The sequence below is a fragment of the Acidaminobacterium chupaoyuni genome (assembly GCF_047936785.1).
In the GTDB taxonomy this organism is placed as follows: domain Bacteria; phylum Bacillota; class Clostridia; order Oscillospirales; family Butyricicoccaceae; genus Acidaminobacterium; species Acidaminobacterium chupaoyuni.
This window is the reverse complement of record NZ_CP176394.1, coordinates 407,001-429,717: the sequence shown is the minus strand read 5'-3', so window position 1 is coordinate 429,717 and position 22,717 is coordinate 407,001. Positions and strand designations below refer to the sequence as shown.

The window sequence follows — 22,717 nt, the reverse complement described above, 5'->3', positions numbered from 1 at the left end:
CTGCGCCGTTTTGCAAGGGGTTTTTGCAAAGGTCGGATCTTTCAAAAAAGGGCAGAGGAAAAGCTCCCCTGCCCTTGCTGTTTTGCGGTTTAGTGGCAATTCTTGCAATCGCCTGTGCAGCCCACGAACTGAACAGGGTCTTTGCCCTGGCTTTTATAATAGCTCGCCAGCGCGGCTTTGATGGCTTCTTCCGCCAAAACCGAACAGTGCATTTTCACTGGGGGCAGCCCATCCAGCGCTTCCGCAACGGCGGCGTTGGTCAGTTCCAGCGCTTCTTTCACGCTTTTGCCCTTCACCATTTCGGTCGCCATCGAAGAAGTGGCCACCGCGGCGCCGCAGCCGAAGGTTTGGAACTTCACATCCTGAATGATCTCATTTTCGTCGATCTTCATATAAATTTTCATGATATCGCCGCATTTCAGGTTCCCCACCTCGCCAACGGCGTTGGCATCTTCCAAAACGCCCACATTGCGGGGGTTGGCCAGATGATCCATTACTTTATCGGAATACAGCATTGTTTTTATCTCCTTTTTCTTTCGCTTTTTCGCGATTAACCATGCCACACGGGCGACATGGCGCGCAGTGTATTGACAACCTTCGGAACGGTTTCAAGAATATAATCCACTTGTTCTTCTGTGGTGAAACGCCCCAGCGAAAGCCGCAGCGAACCATGGGCCACCTCATGCTTGAGGCCGATGGCCATCAGCACATGGGAAGGATCCAGCGAACCGGTGGAGCAGGCCGAGCCGGTGGAAGAGCAGATGCCGTTCATATCCAGATATAACACCAGGCTTTCGCCTTCGATGGCGCTGATGCACACGCTGGTGGTGCCGGGCAGGCGGTTTTCGGGGTCGCCCGTCAGAATCACCTGAGGAATGGCCAGCAGCCCCGCGATCAGCTTTTTCTGAAGCTTGCGCAGGCGCAGGTTCTCTTCTTCCATGCTTTCTGAAGCCAGCTGGGCCGCTGCGCCCAGGCCAACGATGCCGGCGATGTTTTCTGTGCCGCTGCGCAGGCCGTTTTCCTGGCCGCCGCCATCCACCACGGGTTTCAGGAAAATGCCCTTGCGCTTATAAAGCGCGCCGGTGCCCTTTGGCCCGTTGATCTTATGGGCGGAAAGCGAAAGCAGATCGATATTCATGGCTTTCACATCGATGGGCATATGGCAGAAGCCCTGCACCGCATCGGTATGGAACAGAACGCCGTGTTTTTTGCAGATGGCGCCGATCTCTGCAATGGGTTCGATGGTGCCGATCTCGTTGTTGGCGGCCATCACCGAAACCAGCGCGGTGTCGGGGGTGATGGCGGCTTCCACCGCGGCGGGGTCAACTCTGCCGGCGGAATCCACATCCAGATAAGTGACGGAAAAACCCTGTTTTTCCAGCGACTGGGCGGTGTAAAGCACGGCATGGTGCTCGATCTTGGTGGTGATGAGGTGTTTTCTGCCTTTGGCGGCGGGGCCCTGCATCACGCCCTTGAGGGCCATGTTGTCGGCTTCGCTGCCGCTGCCGGTGAAAGTGATCTCGGCAGGATCGGCGTTGATGACCTTCGCCACCTGCTTTCTGGCCTCTTCCATGGCCATTTTGGCCTCGCGGCCTTTTTTATAAAGCGTGGATGCGTTGCCATAGCCTTCTTCCAGCCAGGGCATCATCGCTTTCAATACTGCGGGATCGATTTTCGTCGTTGCCGCATTATCTGCATAAACAAACATGAATAGAACTTCCTTTCCATAGAAAATTCACTGTTTTATGATTTTTTACGCTGTTGCGCAAAGGAAAATTTCTTCCGAATTAAATATACACTGTTTTAGTAAAGATTGCAACAGTTATTTTTCATTTCCCGCAGATTTATGCGCCGAAAGAAAACTTCCCTTCGGCGCATGGTTTGATGCCGTTTCAGCGGCTGTTCCGGTGTTTTTGATATTCGCCCACCGCCAGCTCATCGCAGCGGTTGTTATAGGGGTTGTCGGCATGGCCCTTCACCCAATAAAGTGTAACCTGATGAAGGGAAAATAATTCATCCAGCCGCTGCCAGAGTTCGGGGTTCAAAACGGGTTTGCCATCGGCCTTGCGATAGTTTTTGCGCTTCCAGTTTTCCAGCCAGCCCTTTTGAAAAGCGTTGACGAGATATTGGGAATCGGTATAAAGCTTCACGCGGCATGGTTCTTTCAGCGCTTCCAGCCCGCGGATGGCGGCGGTGAGCTCCATGCGGTTGTTGGTGGTCTGCGCTTCATAACCGGAAAGTTCTTTCTGCGCGCCGTTATAGATCAAAACCGCGCCCCAGCCGCCTGCGCCGGGGTTGCCGCTGCAGGCGCCATCGGTATAAAGTGTGATCTCTTTCAGGCTCATTCCTGCTCGCTTTCGCCGGTTTCGCCCGTTTCTTCAGAAGACTCTCCCGCTTCTTCGGCGGCGCCCTCTTCTTCTTCTTCTTTGGCGGCGCGGGCCAGCGAGATCAGCTGAACCCCTTCATCCAAACGCATGAGGATGACGCCCTGCGAAACTCTGCCGCAGACGCGGATGGTTTCAACGCCGGTGCGGATGATGACGCCCTGGTTGGTGATGAGCAAAATGTCGTCTTCGGCCGTCACGCTCTTGATGCCCGCCAGAAGCCCTGTTTTTTCGGTGAGGTTATGGGCGGTCATGCCGCTGCCGCCGCGGTGATGCTCGGTGAATTCGCCGAATTCCGTCAGCTTGCCATAACCGTTTTCGGTAACGGTGAGCAGATAATCGCCGTCTGCATCGCAGGCGATGCCCACCACATAATCTTCATCGCCCAGGCGGATGCCGCGCACGCCCGCCGCGCTGCGGCCCATGGTGCGCACTTCTTTTTCATCGAAGCGCAGCGCCTTGCCCTGGCGGGTGGCGATGATAAGCTTATCCTGCCCGCTGGTGATGCGCACGCCCACCAGTTCATCGTCTTCATTGATCGAAAGCACGCGGATGCCCGCTTTGCGCGCGGTTTGCAGCTCTTTGAGCTCCATGCGCTTGACTGTGCCGTTTCTCGTGGCGAAGAACACATAGGTATCCGCCGCGAATTCTTTAATGGGGATCATGGCCGTGACTTTTTCTTCGCTTTCCAGCTGCAAAAGGTTCACGATGTTCATGCCCTTGGCGGTGCGGCCCGCTTCGGGGATCATATACCCCTTCAGGCGGTGCACTTTGCCCAGATTGGTGAAGAACAGCACATGGTCATGGGTGGTGGCGGTGAACACCGTTTCCACATAATCTTCTTCGCGGGTGGCCATGGCCGTGACGCCTCTGCCGCCGCGGCGCTGGGCCCGATAGGCCGAAACGGGCAGGCGCTTGATATAGCCCATTTTCGTCAGCGTATAGGCGCATTCTTCCTCTTCGATCAGGTCTTCGATATCCAGTTCGTTTTCCACCATCGAAATCTCGGTGCGGCGTTCATCGGCAAATTTATTGCGGATCTCGGTGAGTTCCGTCTTGACGATGCCGTAGATTTTATGGGGATCGGCCAAAATGGCTTCATATTCTGCGATCTTGGCCATGAGCGCGGCCAATTCGTTTTCGATCTTTTCCACTTCCAGCCCCTGCAAACGGCCAAGGCGCATATCCAGAATGGCCTGTGCCTGCACTTCGGAAAGGCCGAAGCGTTCCATCAGGCGCTCTTTGGCGTCGTCATAGCTGGTGCGGATGATGTGGATGACTTCATCGATGTTTTCGCAGGCGATCTTCAGGCCCTCTAAAATATGGGCGCGTTCCTGCGCTTTGCGCAGATCGTGGCGCACGCGGCGCTCCACCACATCATATTGGAAATGGATATATTCATCCAGCATTTCGCGCAGGGTGAGGATCTTGGGCTGGCTTTGGTTATTCACCAGCGCCAGGTTGATCACCGAGAAGGTTTCCTGCATCTGGGTGAACTGGAACAGCTGGTTGAGCACCACCTGAGCGTTGGCGTCACGCTTAAGTTCCACCACCACGCGCATACCGTCGCGGTCGGATTCATCGCGCAGATCGGAAATGCCTTCCACGCGCTTGTCTTTATGCAGATCGGCGATGCTTTCCACAAGGCGCGCCTTGTTGACCATATAGGGCAGCTCGGTGACGACGATGCGGTAGCGCCCGTCTTTATATTCTTCGATCTCGGCTTTGGCCCGCACCATGATCTTTCCGCGGCCCGTGGCATAGGCCGCGCGGATGCCGCTGCGCCCCATGATGATGCCGCCGGTGGGGAAATCCGGCCCCTTGATAAAGCGGCAGATATCCTCCAGCGTGCCTTCGGGGTTATCGATGAGATAACAGATGGCGTCGCAGACCTCGCCCAGGTTGTGGGGCGGGATGTTGGTGGCCATGCCCACGGCGATGCCCGAAGAACCGTTGACCAGAAGGTTCGGGAAACGGGAAGGCAGCACAAACGGCTCCTTCATCTTGTCGTCGAAGTTGGGCACGAATTTCACGGTATCTTTTTCGATATCGCTGAGCATATAGTTGGAAAGCTTGGCCATTCTCGCTTCGGTGTAACGGTAGGCGGCCGGGGGGTCGCCATCCACGGAACCGAAGTTGCCGTGGCCGTCGATCAGCGGATAGCGCAGCGAAAAATCCTGCGCCATGCGCACCAGCGAATCATAGACCGCCGCGTCGCCGTGGGGATGGTAACGGCCCAGCACATTGCCCACGGTGGTGGCCGATTTGCGGTAAGGCCTGTCAGAGGTCAGGTTGTCTTCATACATGGCGTAAAGAATGCGCCGGTGAACAGGCTTCAGCCCGTCGCGCACATCGGGCAGCGCTCTGCCCACGATCACGCTCATGGCATAATCGATGTAGGATTTTTTCATTTCCTTTTCCAGATCCACATCGATGATCTTTTGGTTTTCGAATCTTAAATCATCCATTGAACTATCTCCCTGCCGCCCGAAGACGGTTTCGTTTTCGCAAATTTCCAATACTTTTTAATAACAGATAGTATTGTTTTTTTGTTTTTATTCTGTTTTGTATTGGATTATCTCCAGCCGCCGTTGTTTTCATCGGCTTCAAAGCCGCCGTCTTTTTCTTCGTCGTTTTTAGAAGGGGGCGTGTAATCCAGCGGTTCTTCGGGGATCACGATGGCCGCCACGATATAAACGATCAGGCCCGAAAAGCCCGCGAAGCAAAGCGCCACCAGAATCAGGCGAATGATGGTGGGATCCATGTTGAAATAATCGGCGATGCCGCCGCAGACGCCCGCGATCATGCGGTGATTTCTGCTTTTATATAACCGTTTCTGCATTCTGTTTTCTCCTTTATCGTTTTGTTGAATCGTTTTGTTGAAGCCCTGTTTTCAAAAAGGCCGCAAACGCTTTTAGATATCGAGGTTGATGACATATTTGGCGTTTTGTTCGATGAAGTTCTTGCGGGGTTCCACCTTTTCGCCCATCAGAATGGTGAAGATCTCATCGGCGGCGGCGGCGTCTTCCAGCGTCACTTTCAGAATGGTGCGGTTGACGGGGTCCATGGTGGTTTCCCAAAGCTGTTCGGGGTTCATTTCGCCAAGGCCCTTATAGCGCTGGATCAGCGCGCCGGGCATTTCGGCGGAATATTCCTCCAGCTGTTTTTCGGTGTAGGCATATTTCACATTCTTGCCCTTTTCCACCTTGTAAAGCGGGGGCTGGGCGATATAAACATGGCCCTCTTCCACCAGCGGGCGCATGAAGCGGAAGAAGAATGTCAAAAGCAGGGTTCTGATATGGCTGCCGTCAACATCGGCATCGGCCATCAGAATGATCTTGCCGTAGCGCAGCTTCGAGCTGTCGAATTCATCGCCGATGCCCGCGCCGAAGGCCGTGACCATGGGCATCAGTTTTTCGTTGCCGTATACCTTGTCGAGGCGCGCCTTTTCCACATTAAGCATTTTGCCCCAAAGCGGCAAAATGGCCTGATATCTTCTGTCTCTGCCGGTTTTGGCGCTGCCGCCGGCAGAGTCGCCTTCCACGATGTAAATTTCGGTGAGGCTGGGGTCTCTTTCCTGGCAATCGGCCAGCTTGCCGGGCAGCGAAGCGCTTTCCAGCGCGCTTTTGCGGCGGGTGGCTTCGCGGGCCTTGCGGGCGGCTTCGCGGGCGCGGGCGGCCGTCAGGCATTTTTCCATGATGATCTTCGCTTCCATGGGGTGTTCTTCCAGATAAGCGGAAAGCGCGTCATAGACCATGCCATCCACAAGGCTGCGGATCTCGCTGTTGCCCAGCTTGGTTTTCGTCTGCCCTTCAAACTGCGCTTCGGTCAGCTTCACGCTGATCACGCAGGTGAGCCCTTCGCGGGTGTCATCGCCCGAAAGGTTTTTGTCTTCTTCCTTCATGAACTTATATTTGCGGGCGTAATCGTTGATCACGCGGGTGAGGGCGGCCTTGAAGCCCGTTTCATGGGTGCCGCCTTCGGTGGTGTTGATATCGTTTGCAAACGAAAGGATGTTTTCGTTATAGCTGTCGTTATACTGCATGGCCACTTCGGCCACGGAATCGCCCTTCTGGGCGGTGAGATAGATCACTTCTTCATGCAGCGGGGTCTTGTTGCGGTTGAGGTGCTGCACGAATTCGCGGATGCCGCCTTCATAGCACATCACATTTTTGCGGATCTCGTCGTCGTTGCGCAGATCGGTGAAGGTGATGGTGACGCCCGCGTTCAAAAACGCCTGTTCTCTCAGGCGGTTGAGCAGCACATCATAATCATATTCCAGCGTTTCGAAAATGGTGGGGTCGGCATGGAAGCGCACAAAAGTGCCCTGAAGCTCGGTTTTGCCCACCACCTTCAGCGGGCCGTCGGGCACGCCGCGGTGGAAGCTCATCTGGTGGATCTCGCCGTCTAAATGCACTTCCACGGTCAGCCAGTCGGAAAGCGCGTTGACCACGCTGGCGCCCACGCCATGCAGGCCGCCGGAAACCTTATAGCCCCCGCCGCCGAATTTGCCGCCCGCGTGAAGAACGGTATAAACCACTTCCACGGTGGAAATGCCCATTTTATGATGGATGCCGACGGGGATGCCGCGGCCGTTATCGCGCACCGTGATGACATTGTCTTTTTCGATGCTCACTTCGATATGGGTGCAATAACCCGCCAGCGCTTCATCGATGGCGTTATCCACGATTTCATAAACCAGGTGATGCAGGCCGCGCTGAGAAGTCGAGCCGATATACATGCCCGGACGCTTGCGCACAGCTTCCAGCCCTTCCAACACCTGAATCTGACTTTCGTCATAAGTTGTTTCGATCTTTTGGTTTTCACTCATGATGATTTTCCTCTGTTTTTCACTTGATTTGCTGCCCGATCCAAACGGGGGCAGGCTTCTTTCCGCGGCAAAATTCCCGCAGGCGATTTTTATCAGATGACACTGCCGGGCAGCGGTTCGCCGCCGGCGCGCTTGAGCAAGGTCTGAGAAGAGATCTGCGAAATATAAACGGTTGTCCGCCCGTTTTCCACACAGACGACGGCCGATTTCGGGATCTCGTCGCTGACACTCACCACCCGCCCTTCGATTTCCGCCCGATGCAGAAATTCGCGGGTGCGTTTGCCATAAGTGGAAGTGTCAAAATCAAAAATGCCGATGATGCTTTTTCGGGATACCGCGATATCGCGGCCCAGGTGAAGATACATGGAACCGATCCTTTCTCTATTGCGCCGCGGCGCTCACCGCGCCCTGCCTCACGAAAAATGTTGCGGCGTTCAGCTTTTTCAGCCGTTCGCTTTTTTCACAGCAGGTGATGATGACCTGCCCGCCGCCTGTGCGGTCGATCAGATATTCCTGCCGGCGGCTGTCCAGTTCGGAAAGCACATCATCCAGCAGCATCACGGGATATTCGCCGCAATCTTCACGCATCAGCTCGCGTTCGGCGAATTTCACGGCCAGCGCCGCTGTGCGCGTCTGCCCCTGCGAAGCGAAAGAACGGGCGTTTCTGCCGTCGATCTCCACGATGAAATCATCCTTGTGGGGGCCTGTCAAACAGTTGCCCGCGGCCAGCTCGGCTTCATAGTGGCTTTGGCTGTGCTCCAGAAGCCTCTGCTCCAGAATCCGTTCTTCGGCCAGCGGGTCTTCGATATTCGAGACCGTTTGATAAAAAAGCGAGAGCCGTTCGCCGTTGCCCGCGATCTCGCCGTGGATCTTCTCGGCGCTGACGGCCAGTTTTTTGAGAAACGCCGCCCGATAGCGGATGATCGCCGCCCCATAACGGGCCATGCCCGCCGTGAATTCCGGCAAAAGGGCCAAAAGCCCGGGCGATTCTTCACGGCTTTTCAAAATTTTCGATTTATGGTCATAAAGCCGGCCGTATTCCGCCAAAGCCAGCGCATAGCGCGGCCGCAGCTGGCAGAGGGCGATATCCAGAAACCGCCTGCGGGCGGCCGGGCCGTCTTTGATGAGATAAAGGTCGTCGGGCGAAAACAAAACGCAGCGGAACACTTCCGAAAGGTCGCTCTGCCTTTTCTGCTTCACGCCGTTGACGGTGGCCCGCTGGGCGCCGCTGCGCGGCAGCTCCAGCTGCACTTTAAAATCACGGTCGCGGGATAAAATTTCGGCGGTGATGCGGGCCGAAGGCTGCTGAAAGCCCACCAGCTCGCTTTTTTTGGCCGCTCGCCAGCTTTTGCCGCCCGTCAGAAGAAAGATCCCCTCTAAAAGATTCGTCTTTCCCTGGGCGTTTTCGCCGGCCAGAATCGTTACCCCATCGGGGAAACGCAGCGCGGCGCTCTCATAGTTTCGAAACCGCTCCAGCTGAATGCTTTCAAGCTTCATAAACGATTTCGATCGAGTTGTCGCCCAGAGCCACCGTGTCGCCGCCGCGGATCTTTTTGCCCCGCATGGTGCAGATCTCGCCGTTGACGCGCACATCGCCCTGCTCAATGAGCATTTTCGCTTCGCCGCCGCTGCCGCAGAGGGCCGCGAATTTCAAAAGGCTGTCGAGTTTGATGAATTCGGTATGGATCGTGATTTTTTGTTGTTTCATCGTTTTTTCTTCCTGTCTGCGGCCCGTGGCCGCCTCAAACCGTTTTGTTTGCATATCTTGCTGTGTTTAAAAAGGGATGCCGGCTGGTTTTTCCGCCTTTTTCACGCCATATGCGGCGCAGTTTAAAAATTTGTCCGTCATATAAAGACAGTCCCGACGCAAATTTTATATACTTTCTGTATATCTCCGGCCTATTCGGCCTTCAGGCGCACCGGCAGCACCAGATATAAAAATTTGTTCCCCTCCAGCGGGCGGATGACGCAGGGCGAAAGACTGCTTTTCAGTTCCAGCAGCACCTGATCTTCGGGGCAGGCGCGCAGGGCATCCAGCAGATAGCGGTTGTTGAAGCCGATCTCGATTTTTTCGGGGCAGGGCGAGATGCGGCATTCATCATAGGCGCGGCCCAGCGTGGTGGTGCAGGAAATTTTCAGACTTTCCTCTTCAAAACAGCAGCGAACGGGGTTTTTCAGCCGTTCCGAAATAATCAGCGAAACGCGTTCCACGCAATCGATGATGTTTTTCACATCGATGGTCAGATGGATGGGGTTGTCTTCGGGGATGGCGTTGCGGTAATTTAAGAATTCGCCTTCGAGAAGCCGCGTGGTGATGAGGGTGTCTTCGATCTCAAACAGCGCGTGTTTGCGTTCGGGATAGATAGCGACCATCTGGTCGTCGCTTTCGGGCAGAATGCGGTTGATCTCTTTCAGGGTTTCGCCGGGAACGACAAAATTGAGGGTTTGTTTTTCGCTGCATTCCACGGCTTCGCGGGCGAGGGCCAGCCGGTAACCGTCTACCGAGACCACGGTGAGCTCTTTGGCCGCCACTTCGAACAGCGAACCGGTGTGGATGGGCTTATTTTCGTTATCCGAAACGGCGAAAACGGTGTTGGCGATCATGTTTTTCAGCGTGCTGCAGGGCAGGCTGATGCCGTTTTGCTTGACCACATCGGGCAGCTCGGGGAATTCTTCGGCGGAAGCGCCGAGGATGTTGAATTCCGAAAGGCCGCAATGGATGGTGGTCATGAAATGGTCGTCGGCAGAAATTTCGATGAGATCGTCGGGCAGCTTGCGCACGATGTCGGATAAGATCTTGGCGCTCAGAACGATATCGCCTTTTTCGGCGATGTTCGCCGAAAAGGTTTTTCTGATGCCGGTTTTGAAATTATAGCCGCACATGGTCACTTGCGAAGTGCCTACCGAAATCAGAAGGCCTTCCAGCACGGCGATGGTGCTTTTTGTGGAAACCGCGTGGATACAGGTGGAAATCGCTTCGCTGAGCACTGCTTTTTCACAGGAAAACTTCATGCTGCGCGCTCCTTTCTATTAATAGCTATCTTTCTTTATTTTTAGTAACGGTAGTAGAGGCTGTGAGTTTGTGGAAAAGTGGCTTCGAGGGTTGAAACCAAAGGAGGAATCGCTTCCCCAGAGGGTGTGGATAACTTCGCCGTAAAATCTGTCTTTTCCACAGCGGGATTTTATCCCCACCTTCTACAGCTTTATCCACAGGCAAAACCACATTCTTTGTGGATTTCCCGTTTTCGCGGTTTTCCGCCCGCAGAAAAACGGAAAACAAGGCGTTTTAGGGAAAATCGGCGGGTTTTGCGGGCCTTAAAGTTTTATCCACAAACAAAGCAACAGGTGTGGATAAGAAAAAACGAAGGAAAAATCAGCGGTTTTTGATATTTTTCTTCAGGTCGGCCACCGCCGCGGCGAAAGTTTGGTCTTTGGCCAGCAGCTCTTTGACCTTGGCTTCGGCGTGGATGACGGTGGTGTGATCGCGGTGCATGAATCTGCCGATCTCGGGGTAGGAAAGGTCGGTCATGTCGCGCATCAGATACATGGTCACCTGCCGGGGCATCACCACATCCTGTGTTTTCGATTTGCCCATGATGCGGTCGGCCGATGCGTTATAGAAACTGGCCGTTTCTTCCAGAATCAGTTCCGGGGTGGGGCGCAGGCCGGGGTTCACGCGCAGGATGTCTTTGATGCATTCTTCCGCCAGATCCATGTCGATCTCGGTGTTCATCAGGCGGTTTTTGGCAAGGATCTTTTTCACCGCGCCTTCCAGCTGGCGCACATTGTTGGTGATGGAGGAGGCGATATATTCCACCACATCCGGCGGAAGCTTCACCCCCATGATCTCGGCCTTGGAATTGACCAGCGCCATGCGGGTCTCAAAATCCGGCGGCTGGATATCGGCCAGAAGCCCCCATTCGAAACGGGTCTTCAGGCGGTCTTCCAGGGTGAGGATCTCTTTGGGCGGCCGGTCGGATGTCATTACGATCTGTTTGCCCGATTCATGCAGCGTGTTGAAAGTGTGGAAAAATTCTTCTTGCGTGGAAGTCTTGCCCGCGATAAACTGGATATCATCGATCAAAAGCAGGTCGGCGCGGCGGTATTTTTCGCGGAAAGAGGTGACATCGCCCCGCTGGATGGCCGCCACCAGTTCGTTGGTGAAATCATCGCCTTTGATATAAACGATGCGGAAACCGGGCCGGCTTTGAGAAAGCGCCCCCGCGATGGCATAAAGAAGGTGGGTTTTGCCCAGGCCCGACTGGCCGTAGATGAACAGCGGGTTATAGGCCCCCGCCGGGTTTTGCGCCACGGCATAAGCGGCCGCGTGGGCAAATTTGTTGCAGGAACCCACGATAAAGCGTTCGAAGGTATAGCTGGCGTAAACGCTGTCTTCGTTGGCGGCGCGCCAGGTGGTCAGTTCCTGCTGACCGCTGAGCACCTTCAGCCCCATGTGTTCCCCCGTCAGCTCTGTGATGGCGGCGCAGAAAGGCTCGGTGAACCGGCGCAGGATCGATTCGCGCTTCAGATCCGAAGAAGTCAGCAAAATAAAAGTGCCGTCTTTGATGGTAACGGCTTTGGCATCGGAAAACCAGGTGGAAACCACCACCGGGGTGTGATCCCGCTCCAGAATCCTGATCACGCCTTCTAACAGCGATGCAGGTGTATACATGAAAAAATCATCCGTTCGTCTCACAATATTTTCGCCCCCAATACAGGGCTTAGCATTCTTCATTGTAACACAATCCCCCTTATTAAACAATGAAAATTTCTCTTATCTCTATCTATAAGAGAAATATATATTATATTCTTTAAATAAAACGCGCGCGTTGGGCAAAGAGATCCGCGGCTTTTCCGCCGCCTTTTTTCCCGCCCGGCAAAGATAGGATAACCCGTAAAATTCGTCATTTTCGTCAGATTTCCACAGCGGGCGCCCACAGCCTGTGGAAAAGAAAAAGATAGCGTTTGCGGGGCAAATCGGTTATACTGTGTTCTGAATAAACTTGATGGAAAAAGGTGTGAAATCTTCATGGAAAAAGTAGTGCTGGGCCTTTCGGGCGGGGTGGATTCCGCCGTGGCCGCCCGGCGTTTGCAGCAGCAGGGCTTCGAAGTTTTCGGCGTTTATCTGGATGCGGGCTGCCAGAGCAGCGAAGATGCCGTGCGCGCCGCCCGCGAGCTTGAGATCCCCCTTGAGATCGTGCCCATCGGCGCCATGCTCGAAAAAGAGGTGATCGGCCCCTTCGTGCAGGGTTATCTTTCGGGGAAAACCCCGATCCCCTGCATTTTGTGCAACCCCGCCGTGAAATTCAAGGTTCTTTTCGGCGCGGCCGAAAAGCTGGGGGCCGCCTATGTGGCCACGGGCCATTATGCCCAGGTCAAACCGGTGGGCGGCGGCATCACGGGGCTGTTCCAGTCGCCCTCGTCAAACGACCAGTCTTATATGCTTTACCGTCTGCCGCAGGAATGGCTGTCGCGGATGATCCTGCCGCTGGGCGGCGTGAACCAGAAAGAAGAGACCCGCCATCAGGCCGCGGATTCCGGGCTGAGCGTGGCCGAAAAGCCCGACAGCATGGAGATCTGCTTCATTCCCGATGGCGATTATGCTTCCTTCATCGAAAAACACTGCGCCGCGGTCCCGCCCGCAGGCGATTTTGTGGATGAAAACGGCAAAGTGCTGGGCCGCCATCTGGGCATCCATCACTATACCGTGGGCCAGCGCCGCGGGCTGGGGGTTTCCGCCGCGTCGCGCCTGTTCGTCAAGGCCATCGATGTGGAACACAACCGCGTGGTGCTTTCCGATGAGGATCCTTACGCCGAAGAAATTTTTATCCACAGCGTGTGTGCAACAGCGCCGGAATTCGGCGCCGAGCCGTTTGAGGCCGATGTGAAGATCCGCCACAGCCGCCGCACAGACCGGGCGGTGGTGGAATATCTGGCCGGCGGCCGCGCCAAAATCACCTTTTTAAAGCCCGCCCGCGCCCCTTCGCCGGGGCAGTCGGCCGTGTTTTATCGCGAAGGCCGCGTCATCGGCGGCGGCTATATCGAAAAGCCCTGATCGGGGCCGGAAAATTCCACACAGGGTGTGGATAAGAAAAACAGTCGAAAAGTTTTGTTCGCGGGCCAAAAACAGGGCCTGTGGAAAACTTTTGCGCGCAAAAGTTTTCAGAAAATCCTTCAAAAATAGTGCAAAAAACTGAAAGCTGTGATATAATACGCCTGTTTATGATGGGAAATTTGTAATTACATTGCATAAGGAGTGTTAAAAAATGCACAAGTATGTTTACCTCTTCTCTGAGGGCAACGGCTCGATGCGCGAATTATTGGGCGGCAAAGGCGCCAACCTCGCCGAGATGACAAACCTCGGGATGCCTGTTCCCCAGGGCTTCACCATCACCACCGAAGCCTGCACCCGCTATTATCAGGATGGCGAGACCATCAACGATGAGATCCAGGCCGAGATCTATGAATATCTGGCCAAGATGGAAGAGATCAACGGCAAGAAATTCGGCGATCCGGAAAACCCCCTGCTGGTTTCCGTTCGTTCCGGTTCCCGCGCTTCCATGCCCGGCATGATGGATACCATTTTGAACCTGGGCCTCAACGATCAGGTCGTGGAATCTTTTGCGAAAAAGACCGGAAACCCCCGCTTTGCTTATGACAGCTATCGCCGTTTCATCCAGATGTATTCCGATGTCGTCATGGAAGTGGGCAAGAAGTATTTCGAAGAGCTCATCGACAAAATGAAGGAAGAAAAAGGCGTCAAGCTGGATACCGAGCTGGATGCCGACGATCTGAAGAAGCTGGCCATGCAGTTCAAGGCCGAATATAAGGCCAAGCTGGGCGAAGAGTTCCCCTCCGACCCCAAAGAACAGCTGATGGGCGCCGTGAAGGCCGTTTTCCGCAGCTGGGATAACCCCCGCGCCATCTATTATCGCCGCATGAACGATATCCCCTCTGATTGGGGCACCGCCGTCAATGTGCAGGCCATGGTCTTCGGCAACATGGGCGATACCTCGGGCACAGGCGTTGCGTTCACCAGAAACCCCTCCACCGGCGAAAACAAGCTCTATGGCGAATTCCTGATGAACGCCCAGGGCGAAGATGTGGTGGCCGGCATCCGCACCCCGCTGACCATTCAGCATCTGGAAGACACCAACCCCGCGGTTTACAAGCAGTTTGTGGAGATCGCCACACGCCTTGAAAAGCATTATAAAGATATGCAGGATATGGAATTCACCATCGAAAACGGCAAACTCTATATGCTGCAGACCAGAAACGGCAAGCGCACCGCTCAGGCCGCGCTGAAGATCGCCGTGGATCTGGTGGATGAAGGCATGATCACCAAAGAAGAAGCCGTGATGAAGGTCGAACCCAAACAGCTGGATTCCCTGCTGCATCCCCAGTTCGACACCGCCGCTCTGAAAGCCGCAAACCCTGTTACAAAGGGCCTGCCCGCTTCCCCGGGCGCCGCTGCCGGCAAAGTCTATTTCAACGCGCATGACGCGGTTGCCGCGGCAAAGAACGGCATCAAATCCGTTCTGGTTCGTCTGGAAACCTCGCCTGAAGATATCGAAGGCATGGCGGCCGCTCAGGGCATCCTGACCGTTCGCGGCGGCATGACCTCTCACGCCGCTGTTGTTGCCCGCGGCATGGGCACCTGCTGCGTGGCGGGCTGCGGCGAGATCAAGATGAATGAAGAAGAAAAATACTTCACCATCAACGGCCAGAAGGTCGTCGAAGGCGATCCCATCTCCATCGACGGCACCACCGGCAATGTTTATCTGGAAGAGATCAAAACCGTTCCCGCTTCCATGACAGGCGATTTCGGCCGTTTCATGGGCTGGGCCGATGAGATCCGCACACTGAAGATCCGCACGAACGCCGACACCCCCAGAGATGCCGAGCAGGCTGTTCGCTTCGGCGCCGAAGGCATCGGCCTTTGCCGCACAGAGCATATGTTCTTTGAAGCCGACCGCATCAAGGCCGTTCGCGAAATGATCGTTGCCAAAACAGAAGAAAAGCGCCGCGAAGCGCTGGCCAAGATCCTGCCCATGCAGCGTTCCGATTTCGAAGGCCTGTTCATGGCCATGGGCGGCCGCCCGGTCACCATTCGTTTCCTCGATCCCCCGCTGCATGAATTCCTGCCTCAGGATGAAGCGGATATCAAAGAGATCGCGGGCGAAATCGGCACAACAGTGGAAGAACTGCATCAGGTCATCGCCGATCTGCATGAATTCAACCCCATGCTGGGCCATCGCGGCTGCCGTCTGGCCGTCACCTATCCCGAAATTGCCGAAATGCAGACAACTGCCGTGATCGAAGCCGCTCTGAATGTGAAAAAGCAGACCGGCCTTGATATCGTTCCCGAAATCATGATCCCTCTGGTGGGCCATGTGAACGAGCTGAAGTTCGTCAAGAGCATCGTTGTGAAAACAGCCGATGAACTGATCGCAAAATCCGGCATGGAAATGAAATATATGGTCGGCACCATGATCGAAGTGCCCCGCGCCGCCATCACAGCCGATGAAATCGCCACCGAAGCCGAGTTCTTCTCCTTCGGCACCAACGATCTCACCCAGATGGGCTTCGGCTTCTCCCGCGACGATGTGGGCAAGATCCTCAACGCCTACTATGATAAAAAGATCTTCGAAAGCGATCCGTTCGCAAGACTCGATCAGGATGGCATCGGCCAGCTGGTTGAGATCGCTGTTGAAAAGGGCCGCAAGACCCGCCCGAACATCAAGCTGGGCATCTGCGGCGAACATGGCGGCGATCCTTCCTCCATCGAGTTCTGCCATAAGATCGGCCTGAACTATGTTTCCTGCTCGCCTTATCGCGTGCCTATCGCTCGCCTGGCTGCCGCGCAGGCCGCCATCAAAAACCCCCGCAAGTAAGAACTTTGGGGTTTGAGAGCCTGTCAGAATCAATCGATCGCCCCTCGGTTCCGGTTGGAATCGAGGGGCGATTTTTTCGTCCGGGCATTTTAATGACAGATTTTTTGTGCCATCGTTTGGGGCCTTTCAAAGGGATTTCTGTTTGGATCGGTTCAAAACAGAGGCCGTGCCGGCTTTACAGGCGGCCGAAGCAGGCAAAGCGGGGCCGCAAAGCCACGCTGCAAAGCCCGCCGCAAAGCCACGCGGTTCAAAAAAATCCGGTTTTCCGAATGTTCGGAAAACCGGATTTTCACTGTTATTTCATTTTTGCGGCGGAAAGGGCTTTTCTGCCGTTTCGTTGCGGCGATCATTCCGCGCCGTGCAGATCGAGAGCTTGCAGCAGCAGCTGATAAAGGGCCTGAGGCTCCATGGGTTTTGCCAGATGGGCGTTCATGCCCGCCTGACGGCATTTTTCCACATCTTCCGAAAACGCGTCTGCCGTCATGGCCAGAATGGGAATCACATGGGCATCGGCGCGGGGCATGCTGCGGATGAGGCGGGTCACTTCATAACCGTCGATGATGGGCATACGAATATCCATCAGAATGGCATCATAATAGCCGGGGGCCGAAGCTTCGAACAGTTGCTTGCCTTTCAAGCCGTTTTCGGCCAGTTCCACTTTGATTCCTTTGGCTTTCAGCATGGCGGCGGCAACCTCCTGATTGATCTTGTTGTCTTCACAGACCAAGATCCGTTTGCCTGCCAGCAGTTGAAAATCTTCCCGCTGGGGGATCTTTGCGCAGGCGTCGCGGAAAGCGCCCGCGTCGATAGCATCCACCAGAAAAGAAAGGGAAAACACAGTGCCTTTGCCGGGGGCGCTTTCCACCGAAAGGTCGCCGTCCATCAGATCTACAATGCGTTTGACGATGGCCAGCCCAAGGCCCGAACCGGCCTGATCGTCGCTCATGGTGCGCACCTGGTCTTCCTGGCGGAAGGGTTCGAACATCACGGCTTGAAATTCTTTGGTCATGCCGCGGCCGTTGTCGCTCACTTTTAAAAGCAGCGTCATTTTCGGGCCGGTCTGCCGCGTTTCCAGCTCGAAACCGATCTCGCCGCCGTTGGGGGTATATTTGGAAGCGTTGGTCAGCAGATTGAAGATCACCTGATGAAAGCGCAGCTTATCCAGAAGCGGGATGTGAGCGGGGTCGCTGCGGATGGAAACGCGAAGCGTCTGTTCCTTGGTTTCGCAGAGCGGCCGGATGACCGAATTGAGATAAACGGCCAGCGCTTCGGTGGGATAAGGCTCGGGATGCAGCGTCAGCGCGCCGTTTTCGATTTTAGACATATCCAGAACATCGTTGATCAGCCCCAGCAGATATTGCGAGGAAGAATCGATCTTCTCCAGGCAGTCGGCCGAACGCTCGGGGTGTTCCCGGGCGATGCGCGTCATGCCGATGATGCCGTTCATAGGCGTGCGGATATCGTGGCTCATGCGTGAAAGAAAATCGCTTTTGGCGCTGTTGGCCTTTTGCAGCTGGGCGTTCCATTGGGCCAGATGCCGTGATTCGCGTCGGGTGGCGCGGCTGCGCAGGGCGATGAATAAAAGGATGCCCGCCAGAACCAAAAGCAAAACAAGGCCTGTCATCAGCGAGATCGGGTCGGTATAGATCAGGTCGTTGAGCGTGCCTTTGCGCACATAAACGCCGTTTGAAGAAATATATTCCTGAATGCGCTGGGAAGAAACACTGCCCAGCCCTTTGCAGATGATGCTGTAAAGCATGGGGTCTTCGTCTTTGGAAACGCCCATGGAAAAGGTGATGTTCATGCCCGGCACCGTGTAATATTGCAGGTTGGCATATTTGGGCACGGAAAGATAATAGCCCATCTCGATGCTGTTGACGATCAATCTGTCGGCTTCGCCCCGGTCAACGGCGTTGATGCAATCGGTCATGGTGGGGTAGGTTTTAAAACGGAAGCCCTCTTTCTGGAATTTGGCGCGGATCACTTCCGAAGTGTAATAGCTTTCGGGGATGGCAATGGTCTTGCCCTTGATATTGTTATAAATGCAGACCATCTGAAGGGTGAAAACCGGCTGGGTGAGCCGATAGCCCCAATAGCTGCCCCAGTCGAAATCATAGCCGATGGTGGAAAGCACAGGCACCTTTCTCATGTATTCCCGCCGCACCGCGGCATAAGAATCCGATGTGACATAATCGAAAGCGATGCCGGTGTTGGCGGAAACATCGTTTAGGATGTCTTTCATCACCCCGCCGATGGAACCTGTTTTTTCATCCAGATATTCCAGCGGAGCCCAGGCGGGGTCATAGGCCACCTCAAGCCTGGGGTGGGCGGCGATATAGGCTTTTTCTTCGGGGGTGAAGCCGGGGGCAAGGTTTGCCATATCGCTGAAATATTTTCTTTGCAGCTCGTCGTTATAGCCCGGGGTTTCCGATTGGATCAGCGTCATGGCGGAATCCAGCTGTTTCAAAACCCCGCTGCTCTGTTTGGATACTGCGAAATAAAAGGGCTGAAGGTCAAAGGTCAAAACCGAGCGGTAACCCTCTAAAAGCCAGTTGCGCCCCAGCAGAAGCAGATCCACTTTGCCGCTGTCAAGGGCATCAAAAAGGCCGGTTTCGTCGTCGATCTCTTTATAATGAACCGAAAAACCGTGGGAAGCGGAATAGAGCTGCATTCGCCGGAGGTGGGTCGTGCCCGAAAGCACGCCCACGGTTTTGCCGTTCAGGGCGGTGATGTCGCCATAAGAAAAACGGCTGTCATCCGCGCGGCAAAGCAGGCGGATGCCGTCTGTGCCGGCCACGGCTTCCGAAAAATCCACCCGCGCCGTTTGGTCTTCGCTATAGGTCATGCCGCCCATCAGATCGATCTGGCCGTTTTCAAGCATTTTTTGGCAATCGTTGAAACCGGCGGAAATAAACACATAGTTCCAATCGGTATATTGGGCGATGCGCTGTAAATATTCATAGTTATAACCGGAAGCTTTGCCTTCGCCATCGATGTTCTGCATGCCGTTCATGGGGAACCAGCCCACGCGGATGGTTTTTTTGGCAGGCGGCTCGGCCGCCGCCGGGGCAAAAAGCGCTGCGCACAATAGGAAAATAAGGAAGAGCGCGGTGATCTTCCGCGCGCTGTTTTTTGAAAGGAAAAACATATCGATTCCCCAATTCTATCTTCCGTCAGCGGCGCCGTTTTCGGCAAAGCGCCCGCCAAAAGGGCCCGCTGCCTGCCGGCGTTTTTTCAAACCGGTTGTCGCTGATTTGTTACCCCAATCATAGCACATGTTTCTGTGGCGCTCAATGGCCATTCGTGCGAAAAACCTTTGTTTTTACAAAAAAAGCAGTCATTTTGCCTGCTGCGGGGCGTCTTTTGCAGCGGAATGCGGGGCGTGTGTGCGTAAACCGTCGGGGCGTGTTGCCGGAATGCGGGCCGCGTGCGCGTAAACCGTCGGGGCGTCTTTTGCAGCGGAATGCGGGGCGTGTGCGCGTAAACCGTCGGGGTGTTTTTTGTTGCGGGGCGCGTAAACTGTTGGGGCGTGTTGCCGCACTGTTCTCAAAAACAAAGGCCCTCCCTTCCCCTTGACGGGTGCGATTGTATCTAAATTGTGAATTTTTGGATTTTGTAAAAAAAGCTCTTGCAATTTTAACTGTAACTTATATAATTACAGTATAAAAAGCAACGGGACTTGCCACACGGCCCAAAGCCCCCTGAAAGAAAAGGAGAAAAAAGGTATGAAACACTATGAACATGTGGTGATCGGTTTTGGAAAAGGCGGCAAAACACTGGCCGGCGCGCTGGCCAAGGCGGGCCACAGCGTGGCGCTCATCGAGCGCGACCCCGCCATGTATGGCGGCACCTGCATCAATGTGGCCTGCATCCCCAGCAAGTTTTTAGAAGACCATGCCCGCGCATCGGCGATGATGGGCGGCAGTTTTGAAGAAAAGGCGGCGCGCTATCGCCAAACGATCCTGCAAAAGCGGGATCTTACGGCGGCGCTGCGGGCGAAGAATTATGCCAAAGCGGCGGAATCGGGCGTCGAGGTGATCGATGGTGAGGCGCGGTTTCTGGATGACCGCCATGTGGCGGTCGCTACCGCCGGCGGCGAATTACAGCTGGAAGCCGAAAAGATCTATGTAAACACCGGCGCGCTGCCCGTGATGCCCGCCATTGCGGGCGCGCAGGAAAGCCGCTATACCTTCACCAGCGAGGGCATGATGGAGCTTGAAAGCCTGCCCCGGCGGCTGGTCATTGTGGGCGGCGGCTATATCGGGCTGGAATTTGCGTCTTATTATCTCAATTTCGGTTCCGAAGTGACGATGATCCAGAACGGCGGCGAATTTTTGCCCCGTGAAGATGCCGAAGTGGCGGCGGCGGTGCGCAAAAGTTTGGAAGCGCGCGGCTTAAAAATGATGATGAACGCCGAAACGCGGCAGATCACCGATGAAAACGGCTTTGCCCGCGTAACGGTGGAACTGCCCGAGGGAATCCGGGCGCTGGAAGCCGAGGCCGTGCTGGTGGCGGCGGGCCGCCGCCCCAATCTGGAAGGCCTGCATCCCGAAGCGGCGGGCATCGCGCTCACTTCCCGCGGGGCCATCGAAACAAACGAGCATCTGCAAACCTCCGCCGCCAATATCTATGCCATGGGCGATGTGGCGGGCGGGCTGCAATTCACCTATATCTCGCTGGATGACAGCCGCATCGTGCGTTCGGCCGTGATGGGCGACGGCAGCCGCACCACCCGCAACCGCCCGCTGGTGCCCTACAGCGTGTTCATCGATCCGCCGTTTTCCCGCGTGGGGCTCACCGAAGAAGAGGCGAAAAAGCAATATGGCAAAGTGGCCGTGGCGCGGCTGGAAGCGGCGGCCATCCCCAAAGCCAAGGTGCTCGGGCGCACAGACGGCCTGCTGAAAGCCGTGATCGACCCCGCCACAGGGAAACTTCTGGGGGCGCATTTCTTCTGCGCCGAATCTCACGAACTGATCAATCTGGTGCGGCTGGCCATGGATGCGGGCATCCCCTACCCCGTGCTGCGCGACAGCATCTATACCCACCCCACCATGACGGAAGCGCTGAACGATCTGTTCGCCGCCGTGAAAGAATAACAAAGCGGCCGGCCCGAACGGTTTTTCCCGGGCCGGCCGTTATTTTCCGCTTTTTTGGCCGGATGGCGGCCTGTTTTATGCACAGCGGGCAGCCTTTTGCCCGCGGTCATCAAGAAAGATCAAGCAAAAAGCGCCGGCGGTTTGACCGTCGGTGCTTTTTTTGTCCGCCTTTTATGCCCGATTGTTATGCCTGCCTGTTTTGCGGCGCGATTTTGCCGTTTCGCGCCTGTTTTGCGGCGGCTTTCCGCGCCGCCGGGTGAAAAAGAAAAAGGATCAGAATTTTCATCGCACTGCATATTTTTTCGGTGACAACCGCGGCGCTATCTGGTATGCTGAAAAAGACGAAAAAGAAAAAAGTGGGGGCAAAAGCATGGTTTTTCTGATCTTGGCGGTGATTTCTTCGGCGGCGATGAATTTGGGGTTTGAACTGGCGGGGCGCAAGGGATGCCGCCGCAGCAATGTCTGTTTTGCCAATTATCTGGCGGCGGCGCTGATGGCGCTGGGTTCGCTGGCGCTGGATCCCGTGACGCTGCGGCGCTTCACGGCGGCGGATCTGGCCGGCGCTTTTCGGGGGCAGGTCACCCCGGCGGGCAGCTTTGGGGTGTCGGTGGTGTTTGGCATCGTCACGGGCGCGGTTTATTTTCTGGCGCTGCGGGTCACTCAGATCACCGTTTCCAAAAGCGGGCCGGGGGCGGCCACCATGTTCCAGCGCTTGGGCGTGGTGATCCCCATTCTGGCTTCGGCGGTGCTGTTCCATGAGATCCCGGGCCTGTGGCAGGGCGTGGGCATCCTGCTGGCGCTGGCGGCGCTGGTGCTGGTGAGCGATGGCGTGGCCGTGGCGGTGCCCTGGCTGATGCTCAATTTTTTCACCAGCGGCGTTTCCGATTTCTGCAATAAGTTTTATCAGGAATTTTCGCTCAAGCCCGAAAAACCGCTGTTCCTTTCGGTGGTGTTTTCGGTGTGTCTGCTGCTGGCGGCGATCAAAGTTTATCGCGAGCATGGTTTCCGCTTTAAGCGCGAAGAATTTCTGCTGGGCTTCACCATCGGGCTTTGCAACATGGCCCAGGCGGGCTTTGTTCTGGCGGCGCTGCGCAGCTTGCCCGCCACGGTGTTTTATCCGCTGCTCAGCGGCGGGGCCATTTTGTTCACTTCGGCGGTTTCGGCGGTGTTTTTCAAAGAACGCATCACCCGCAAAGCGGCCTTCGGCATGGCGGTTTTGCTGGTAAGCATCTTTCTCATCAACGGCGCTCTGTGAAAATTGCCCATTGTCAGGGGCCGGGGGATATGCTATACTTTCAGAACAATTGAACAGGAACCGATAGAGGCGCGGGCTTCATCAGTATTCCACGGCATCGGCCGGAAAGCCGCTGTGGAAGAAAGGGAAATCCGCCGAAGGAAAAGCATGGTTTCCGCGATGCTTTTTCTGGGATGACGCAGAAGATGCGGCATACTGTCACGATTTATGTGGAGCGCTATCCGATTTTTCTTTTACGGCAAATGCCGTTTTGTTGC

16 protein-coding genes and 1 riboswitch are annotated in these 22,717 nt (G+C 55.4%); of the genes, 4 read left to right on the top strand and 12 right to left on the bottom strand.

The window, feature by feature from the left end; translation table 11 throughout:
* Nucleotides 1-89 precede the first annotated feature (89 nt).
* From nifU to dnaA, 11 genes are all read right to left on the bottom strand, one after another.
* The gene (gene nifU / locus ACJA3I_RS02105) at nucleotides 90-515 is read right to left on the bottom strand and encodes a Fe-S cluster assembly scaffold protein NifU (protein WP_458863115.1); all 426 of its coding nucleotides are present in this window, start codon (nucleotides 513-515) and stop codon (nucleotides 90-92) included.
* 35 nt (nucleotides 516-550) lie between these two features.
* Nucleotides 551-1,708 (bottom strand): cysteine desulfurase NifS, encoded by a 1,158-nt coding sequence (gene nifS, locus ACJA3I_RS02100; RefSeq protein ID WP_458863114.1) that lies wholly within the window; start codon nucleotides 1,706-1,708, stop codon nucleotides 551-553.
* A 184-nt stretch (nucleotides 1,709-1,892) separates the two neighbouring features.
* Nucleotides 1,893-2,345 (bottom strand): ribonuclease HI, encoded by a 453-nt coding sequence (gene rnhA / locus ACJA3I_RS02095; protein WP_458863113.1) that lies wholly within the window; start codon nucleotides 2,343-2,345, stop codon nucleotides 1,893-1,895.
* On the bottom strand, nucleotides 2,342-4,852 hold the full coding sequence (gyrA, locus tag ACJA3I_RS02090) for a DNA gyrase subunit A (RefSeq protein ID WP_458863112.1): 2,511 nt from the start codon (nucleotides 4,850-4,852) through the stop codon (nucleotides 2,342-2,344). The genes rnhA and gyrA overlap by 4 nt, the downstream gene beginning before the upstream one ends.
* A 107-nt stretch (nucleotides 4,853-4,959) precedes the next feature.
* Nucleotides 4,960-5,226, bottom strand: coding sequence for a PspC domain-containing protein (locus tag ACJA3I_RS02085; RefSeq protein ID WP_458863111.1), 267 nt, complete (start codon nucleotides 5,224-5,226; stop codon nucleotides 4,960-4,962).
* A 72-nt stretch (nucleotides 5,227-5,298) separates the two neighbouring features.
* Entirely contained in the window at nucleotides 5,299-7,215 is a 1,917-nt protein-coding gene (gene gyrB / locus ACJA3I_RS02080; RefSeq protein WP_458863110.1) for a DNA topoisomerase (ATP-hydrolyzing) subunit B, read from the bottom strand.
* Between the two features lie 92 nt (nucleotides 7,216-7,307).
* Nucleotides 7,308-7,580: an extracellular matrix regulator RemB gene (gene remB, locus ACJA3I_RS02075; protein WP_458863109.1), complete on the bottom strand. Its 273-nt coding sequence runs from the start codon at nucleotides 7,578-7,580 to the stop codon at nucleotides 7,308-7,310.
* 16 nt (nucleotides 7,581-7,596) lie between these two features.
* Entirely contained in the window at nucleotides 7,597-8,712 is a 1,116-nt protein-coding gene (gene recF / locus ACJA3I_RS02070; RefSeq protein ID WP_458863108.1) for a DNA replication/repair protein RecF, read from the bottom strand.
* Nucleotides 8,702-8,923, bottom strand: coding sequence for an RNA-binding S4 domain-containing protein (locus tag ACJA3I_RS02065; RefSeq protein ID WP_458863107.1), 222 nt, complete (start codon nucleotides 8,921-8,923; stop codon nucleotides 8,702-8,704). Before ACJA3I_RS02065 ends, recF begins: the two co-directional genes overlap by 11 nt.
* A 191-nt stretch (nucleotides 8,924-9,114) precedes the next feature.
* On the bottom strand, nucleotides 9,115-10,227 hold the full coding sequence (dnaN, locus tag ACJA3I_RS02060; protein ID WP_458863106.1) for a DNA polymerase III subunit beta: 1,113 nt from the start codon (nucleotides 10,225-10,227) through the stop codon (nucleotides 9,115-9,117).
* A gap of 361 nt (nucleotides 10,228-10,588) precedes the next feature.
* Nucleotides 10,589-11,887, bottom strand: coding sequence for a chromosomal replication initiator protein DnaA (gene dnaA, locus ACJA3I_RS02055; RefSeq protein WP_458863105.1), 1,299 nt, complete (start codon nucleotides 11,885-11,887; stop codon nucleotides 10,589-10,591).
* 357 nt (nucleotides 11,888-12,244) lie between these two features.
* On the opposite strand from dnaA, the gene mnmA reads away from it, so the two are divergent.
* Both mnmA and ppdK read left to right on the top strand, forming a co-directional pair.
* Complete coding sequence (mnmA, locus tag ACJA3I_RS02050; protein WP_458863104.1) at nucleotides 12,245-13,270, top strand: tRNA 2-thiouridine(34) synthase MnmA; 1,026 nt, start codon at nucleotides 12,245-12,247, stop codon at nucleotides 13,268-13,270.
* 211 nt (nucleotides 13,271-13,481) lie between these two features.
* Complete coding sequence (ppdK, locus tag ACJA3I_RS02045; protein WP_458863103.1) at nucleotides 13,482-16,109, top strand: pyruvate, phosphate dikinase; 2,628 nt, start codon at nucleotides 13,482-13,484, stop codon at nucleotides 16,107-16,109.
* 346 nt (nucleotides 16,110-16,455) lie between these two features.
* Here ppdK and ACJA3I_RS02040 read toward each other — a convergent pair whose 3' ends face one another.
* The gene (locus tag ACJA3I_RS02040) at nucleotides 16,456-19,257 is read right to left on the bottom strand and encodes an ATP-binding protein (RefSeq protein WP_458863102.1); all 2,802 of its coding nucleotides are present in this window, start codon (nucleotides 19,255-19,257) and stop codon (nucleotides 16,456-16,458) included.
* A gap of 577 nt (nucleotides 19,258-19,834) precedes the next feature.
* Between ACJA3I_RS02040 and ACJA3I_RS02035 the strand changes: the two genes are divergently transcribed.
* Together ACJA3I_RS02035 and ACJA3I_RS02030 are read left to right on the top strand one after the other, a co-directional pair.
* Nucleotides 19,835-21,205, top strand: a complete 1,371-nt coding sequence (locus tag ACJA3I_RS02035) for an FAD-dependent oxidoreductase (RefSeq protein WP_458863101.1) — start codon at nucleotides 19,835-19,837, stop codon at nucleotides 21,203-21,205.
* A gap of 370 nt (nucleotides 21,206-21,575) precedes the next feature.
* The gene (locus ACJA3I_RS02030) at nucleotides 21,576-22,460 is read left to right on the top strand and encodes an EamA family transporter (protein ID WP_458863100.1); all 885 of its coding nucleotides are present in this window, start codon (nucleotides 21,576-21,578) and stop codon (nucleotides 22,458-22,460) included.
* Between the two features lie 56 nt (nucleotides 22,461-22,516).
* A riboswitch (Lysine riboswitch) is annotated at nucleotides 22,517-22,688 on the top strand.
* The last annotated feature ends 29 nt before the right edge of the window (nucleotides 22,689-22,717 follow it).